A 7,490-nucleotide genomic window follows, 5' to 3' on the forward strand; every position below is an offset into this window, starting at 1 on the left:
GTCTTCCGCAGTGGCGGGGGTAAAAACATTAACCGTTAACGATGCCTGACGCCAGACCACCTGAACCGGTTGGGCCAGCCCTTGCCAACAGGCGGCGGTACGCAGGATATCGTGACGGTCGATGACTTGCTGCAAGGCAGAGAGGAAAGCATCAAGGTGTTCGCGGGTATCGAAGGCAAGCAAGCTCTGGAGTAAATAATCATCACCTTGTGTCTGCAACAGATGATGGAACAGAATACCTTCCTGCAACGGTGCCAGCGGATAGATATCCTGGATATTACCAGCCCCGCCGGAAGTTGCCTCGACGATGGTATCAATCTCAGTTTGAAACAGTGAAACCAGCGGCAGCATATCCGGCGTGATGGTAGTGCAACCGTCGGGGATTAAAACAGAAGGCACCTCAAAAATACAATTGCTGTCCTGATCTGCCAAGATAGCTTGCGCCAGTTCAGCAAGAACAGGCGTTGCAAATACACTGCGCATATCAAGTTGCCAACCGAAATGATGCAACCGTTCAATCAGACTGACAATCATCAGCGAATGACCGCCGAGTTCAAAGAAATGGTCGTAGCGACCCACTTGCTCCACGCCTAGCAAGTCTCGCCAAATTTCCGCCAGCGCCGTCTCGATTTCACCGACTGGCACTTCATAACCACGTGCGATAAAAGACGATAAATCAGGGTCAGGTAGCGCCTGACGATCCAGCTTGCCGTTAGGGGTTAGCGGGAAGTCTTCCAGTATGATATAGGCACTGGGCAGCATATAATCGGCAAGGTATTGTGCCAGTTGCTGGCGTAGTTCAGCCGGCACCAGTTCAACGCCAGGCTGAGGCAGGACATAAGCCACCAGACGTTTTTGCCCCGCTGTGTTTTTATAGGAACTATTTTTATGGAAATCGTTTTTATCAGCAATAGGTTCTTCATGGGGGATATATTCACGCGCCAGCACTACGGCTTCGCGTACTCCGTTACATTGCATTAATCTGGCTTCGATCTCACCAAGTTCAATACGAAAACCGCGCAATTTAACCTGAAAATCATTGCGGCCAAGATATTCGAGATTGCCATCAGGCAACCAACGGCCGAGGTCGCCGGTTTTATACATACGGGCGTCCGGCAAGGCAGAGAAGGGATCAGGCAGGAAACGTTCGGCCGTCAGTTCAGGGCGATTCAGATAGCCACGGGCTACGCCGGCTCCGGCAATATGGATTTCCCCCGTCACACCAAGAGGCACCGGCTGACCATGCGGATCGAGAAGATAGATCTGCGTGTTGGCGATTGGACGGCCGATATGGCTGACAAAACCTGCCGTCCGGTGCATGCGTGTCCAGGTTGAATAAGTCGTCGTCTCGGAAGGGCCATACAGGTTGCACACATTATGAACAGACGAGCGGGCAAACAGATGTTCAATGACATGGGGTTTTAGTGCTTCTCCGGCTAAATTGACGGTTTTGGCGGTCATGGGAACCGCATTCGCTTCAATTAACTGTGTAATGGCAGAGGGTACGGTATTGATCAGACTGACAGGTTGCTCCGTTGTGACCAGCGACAGCACATTGGGGACAAGATAAACCGTGCCACCCGAAATCAGTGGGGCAAAACATTCATATACCGCCAGATCAAAATTCAGCGAAGTGGCAAGAAGGGTATGTGCCAGTTCTTCCGGGCTAAAAGTTCGTTGTGCCCAGGTCAGGAAATTCACTGCATTACGATGAGTGATCGCCACACCTTTGGGCTGACCGGTGGAGCCGGAAGTATAAATCACATAGGCCAGATGATGTGCTGTTAATCCTAACGTCTGCGTGTCGGGATTACGAGCCGGCTGTGTTTCAAGATACGGTTGTTGAGTATCGAGCATTACTGTGGGAACAGAGTTGGTGAGTTTGTCGACGAGTGTCGTTTGAGTCAGCAAAGCTACCGGCGTGGCATCTTCCAGCATATAGATCAGCCGCTCAGCGGGATAGGTCGGATCGAGTGGCACATAAGCACCACCGGCTTTCAGGATGGCAAGCAGGCCAATCACCATCTCCAGATTACGGTCAACACAAATGGCGACCCGATCATCAGGTTGTACTCCCAACGTAATCAGATGATGGGCCAGACAATTGGCACGGTTGTTCAGTTCTGCATAACTGAGCGATTGCTCTCCATATACCACAGCTGTTGCACCGGGAGTGCGGGCAACTTGATTTTCAATCAGTTGGTGAATCAAGGCATCCTGCGGGAAATCCGCCTGAGTGGCGTTGAATTCTATTAGCAGTTGTCGCCGCTCCAGAGCAGGTAGCATTGGCAGGCTGGCAATAGTTTGTGTTGCATCGGTTGTCATGGCTAACAGGACTTGCTTCAAATATCCCACCATGCGTTTAATTGTTGCAGAATCGAATAAATCGGCAGCATATTCTAAATCCCCAACCAGACCGGCATCGGTTTCAGTCAGCGATAATGTCAAGTCGAAATGAGCGCTCTGGCGCACTGACTCAATTGGCGTTAGTTGCAGGCCGGGTAATGTCAGGGTTTGTGATGGCGTATTGTTTAAGGCCAGCATCACCTGAAAAATCGGGCTGTAACTGAGGCTGCGTTCTGGCTGTAGCACTTCTACCACTTGCTCAAAAGGCAGATCTTGATGAGCATAGGCGGCCAGCGCCCGTTCCCGAACCTGTGCAAGCAGGTCAGCCACTTGGGGAGTATCATTCAGCGTGACACGCAAAGCCAGAGTATTGGCGAAGAAACCGATTAAGCCTTCCAGTTCAGGATTTGAACGATTAGCGACTGGCGTACCGATAACAATATCATCCTGACCACTCATCCGGGAGAGTACGATACTCCAGGCCGCCAGAAGGGTCATAAATAGGGTAGTGTTATGGTGCTGTCCGAGTGATTTAAGTGATTCCAACAAGGCAACATCAAGGTGGATCAAGACTTGGTTACCCGTATAAGTCTGCACTGGCGGGCGTGGCCGATCAGTGGGCAGGGCCAATAAGGCCGGCACACCTGCCAGTTGTTGGCACCAGAAATCGCGTTGTGTCGCGAGAACATCTCCCTGCAACCAGTCACGTTGCCAGACGGCATAGTCGGCATATTGAATAGGCAGTAGTGGCAATAGATCATCGTGGTCGTCGAGAACTGCTCGGTAAATCGAGCCCAGTTCATGTACCAATACACCAATGGACCAGCCATCGGAGATAATATGATGCTGAGTCAGCAGTAATACATGCTCTTCATCATCCAGTTGCAGCAGTTGACCTCGAATCAGTGGGCCTTGAGTAAAATCAAACGGTGTCTGGGCTTCAAGAGTGGTAAGCTCCGCAATGTGACTAGCCTGTTCTTCTGGCGTTAATGAACACAGATCTTGGCAGGACAGAGTAAAACCAATATCAGCGGGGTCAATGTGCTGGCAGGGTTGCCCGTCAATCAGGACAAAGCGGGTACGCAGGCTTTCGTGGCGGGCAATCAGGCGATCAAGTGCGGTAGATAAGGCGTGCTGGCTAAGCTGTCCCGTCAGACGCAGCGCCACCGGAATATGGTAAGCCAGACTGGCAGCAGGATCGAATTGATTGAGGAACCATAATCTCTGTTGGGCGAAGGACAGGGGTAAAGGAAACCCACGCTCAGCCTGCTTAATAGGAGGTCGCTGCTGATGTTGCCGAGCTTGCAATTGCTCTTTAATTTTCTTTTCCAGAGCAGCACGTTTCAGAGCATTGAGGTTCATGTCTGTCTTTGTCATTGATTATTATCTCCACCTATAATTGCCATCAATTCTTCCATTGACATTGAATCAAGCGCGTTTTGGAGTGATTCAATATCACTTTCTCCTATAGCATCCATTTGTGCTGCCAAAATGATGTCGGCCTGTTCCATCAATTTGGGTGCAAGAAACAGTGAAGCGACAGGAATATCGACTAAAAATTCTGTTTGTATGCGCATTGCTAATTGCACGACCAACAGAGAATGACCACCGAGTTCAAAAAAGTGATCGTGGCGGCCCACGTGTTGCAGCCCCAACAAGTCTTGCCAAATCTGAGCCAAAATAGTTTCTTTCTCACCATCCGGTGCTTCATAACCACGTGCTGCGACAGCCGATGCATCAGGGGCCGGCAATGCCTGACGGTCAAGTTTGCCGTTAGGAGTGAGAGGAAAGGCTGTAAGCACCACAAAGGCACTGGGTAGCATATAGTCGGCGAGGTGTTGCGCCAGTTGCTGGCGTAGTTCAGCCGGTACTAATTCAACGCCAGCCTGAGGTATGACGTAAGCGACCAGTTGTTCTTGTGGCTTTTCCTCTTCACGCAAAAGAACCACCGCTTCACGTACCCCATCACATTGAACTAACCTTGACTCAATTTCGCCAAGTTCAATACGGAAGCCGCGCAGTTTGACCTGAAAATCACTGCGACCGAGGTATTCGATATTGCCATCAGACCACCAACGGCCGAGGTCGCCGGTTTTATACATACGGGCATCTGCGTCTGGAAAGAACGGATCAGGCAGGAAGCATTCAGCGGTCAGTTCAGGGCGATTCAGATAACCACGGGCAACACCTGCGCCAGCGATATAAATTTCACCAACAGCACCGAGAGGAACGGGATGACGTTGTTTATCCAGAATATAAATCCGGGTATTACTGATCGGTCGTCCGATGGGAATTTTTCTACCTTCGTTTTCAGTAGTATTTTCTTCAGTAGTACTTTCTTCAATAGTGCTTTCAATAGCAGTTCTTTCAATACATGGTATTTCATAGACTGTTGCGAAGGTGGTTGTTTCCGTTGGCCCGTATCCGTTCAGTAAGTGCTCCGGTGGGTAATCAGCCTTCAAACGAATGGCGGAATGGTTATCGGCTTGTTCGCCACCGAAAAGGACATAGCGTAAACCCGATAATGAGGGGGCAATCAAACTGGCGTATTGATTAAACAACGTCGTAGTAAGAAACAGCGCGCTGACCCCTTCCGATGACAGACACTGACCAAAGTGAGCTGGCTGTAGCAAGGTTTTTTCGGGAATCAACAGGATACGTGCCCCATGCACCAAACCAGACCAGATTTCCCAGGTAGCCGCATCAAATGAGATATTTGCACAATGGGCGATGCAGTCATCAGGCCCGATATCGGCAAAGCCATTATTGATAATCAGACGCAGGACATTGCGATGCTCGACCATTACCCCCTTGGGCAATCCGGTGGAACCGGAAGTATAAATCACATAGGCCAGATGACGTGATGTCAGACCTAACTCTTGTGCATCTGGATTATCGGTGGATTGCGTGGCTGGAGAGGTTTGCCGAGCAGCCGTTTCCTGCATATCAAGTAACACTATCGGTATTGAATCAGGTACAGAGTTGCCTGGCTTGTTGAGCCACTCTGTTTGGGTCAATAAGGCCATCGGCGTTGCATCATTGAGCATATATGCTAACCGCTCATGCGGGTTGTTCGGATCGAGTGGGACATAAGCACCGCCGGCTTTGAGGATAGCCAGTAAACCCACCACCATGTTCGGGCTGCGTTCGACACAAATTGCTACACGGTCGTCCGGACGTACACCCAATGCCATCAGATGATGAGCCAGCCGGTTGGCCCGACGGTTAAGTTCACCATAGCTAAGCGTCTGGTCTTCGAATACCACCGCTGTGGCATTAGGTTGACGTACTGCCTGAGCCTCGAATAATTGATGGAGCAGAGCATCTTGGGGGAAATCCGTCTGAGTGGCATTAAAATCGACTAACAATTGTTGCCGTTCTGACAGCGGTAATATGGGTAACGCCTGAATCTGTGTTTGCGGAGCATGAGCCAGGGCTTCGACCAAACCGCTGATCGCTGTCACCATATAATCGATTATCCGGGCAGGATCGATATCAATCACAGCCTGAGCCGTCAGATGGAAACCGGTGCCAAAATCATCTACCGACAAAGTAAGTGGATAGTTTGTCTGCTCTTTAGTTGCGATGACACGCATACCTGACCAGAATTCGTTTTTAGCCGGATTTGTGTTCGCGGTATCTGCCTTGCTGGCCTGAGAATGGCGATAATTCAGTAAAGCACTAAATAGTGGCATAGGCTGTGGGACGCTGCTACAGCGTTGGGCCAATGTCAATGGTGCCTGTTCATGTTCCAGCAGCATCATTAAATCACGGTAGGTAGCTTGCACCACGTCTTGTACATTATTACCGTGCAGAGAAATCCGTATCGGCAGCGTATTGATAAACATCCCCAATATTTGATCAGCACCAATTCCTCCCTGTAAGCGGCCCAACAGTACAGAGCCAAAGACAACATCATTACAGCCACTGGTCTGTGCCAGTACCTGTGCCCAGGCCACATGGAAAAGCACACTTGGGCTGACACCCAGACGACGTGCCTGGATGCGAATCGTCTTCGCCAGTGCAGGTTCGACAGAAAGACGCGTTTCAGCAATTGGAGTATCGTTGCTTGATATTGTGAGTACACCAAATGGTGCTGTCGGAGAATCAATATCGGCAAGCCGACCACGGAAATAGGTTTCATGTGTTGTGGCCGGAATACTTGAAATTTGAGCAATAAAATTACGGTAAGGCAGAGCAGTAGGAAGCATTTCAGTGCGGCCTTGTAATATTAGCTCAATTTCAGCAAAGATAAGTTCCATTGTCATATGGTCGCTGACCAGATGGTGGAAGCGTAGCGCCAATAGCCATTCGTTCTGAGCCGGATCGAAAGCAATATCTGCGGCAAACAGGGGCGCGCGGCTTAGGTCGAGACGATGCTGGCGCGGATCCGTGTGAGCACGTAGTTGAGCCAGAACATTGTCAGCGATATTGTCCGACGACATAGCGGGGGTAAAGATATTGATATTCAGAGATGCCTGACGCCAGACCACTTGAACCGCTTGTGTCAACCCTTGCCAGCAGACCGCAGTACGTAATATATCGTGGCGGTCAATGACTTGCTGTAAAGCATTCAGGAAGATATCGAGATTTTCACGGGTATCGAAGGCGAGCATACTCTGTAACAGATAGGTATCACCTTGTGTCTGCATCAGGTAATGAAACAGAATACCTTCCTGCAACGGTGCCAGTGGGTAAATATCCTGAACATGACTTGCCCCGCCGGGAACTGACTCGACGATAACATCGATTTCAGCCTGTGCCAGTGAAACGAGCGGCAACATATCAGGGGTGATGGCAGTGCACTCTTCAGGGATCAGGTTTGGTGGTACTGCAAAGGTATTTACATCATCTTGATATGCCAAAATAGATTGCGCCATTTCAGTGAGTATCGGCGCAGAGAACACACTGCGAACATCAAGCCGCCAACCGAAGCTGCGTAACCTGTCAATTAAGCTGACAATCATTAATGAGTGACCACCAAGCTCAAAGAAGTGGTCATGACGACTGATTTGTTCCAGCTCCAATAAATCCTGCCAAATTTGAGCCAGAGTGGTTTCTATCTCACCCATTGGTGCTTCATAGCCACGTGTTGCCACTGCAAATAAATCCGGTGCCGGTAGAGCCCGACGGTCAATTTTGCC

At 50.0% G+C, this 7,490-nt stretch carries 2 protein-coding genes (1 of these 2 cut by a window edge); both read right to left on the reverse strand.

Features of this window, described 5'->3' with window-relative positions; translation table 11 throughout:
* Positions 1-3,723, reverse strand: partial view of a non-ribosomal peptide synthetase gene (locus tag AAC147_RS17665; protein ID WP_047683312.1) — the 5' portion only. 20,979 nt of this gene lie to the left of the window's left edge; only the first 3,723 of its 24,702 coding nucleotides appear in the window; its start codon is at positions 3,721-3,723; the stop codon falls past the left edge of the window.
* Positions 3,720-7,490 (reverse strand): non-ribosomal peptide synthetase (locus tag AAC147_RS17670; protein ID WP_047683314.1); only part of this gene is annotated, 3,771 nt, incomplete at its 5' end. The genes AAC147_RS17665 and AAC147_RS17670, both read right to left, overlap by 4 nt.

It is taken from the genome of Xenorhabdus sp. NBAII XenSa04 (assembly GCF_963866145.1).
Taxonomy (GTDB): domain Bacteria; phylum Pseudomonadota; class Gammaproteobacteria; order Enterobacterales; family Enterobacteriaceae; genus Xenorhabdus; species Xenorhabdus indica.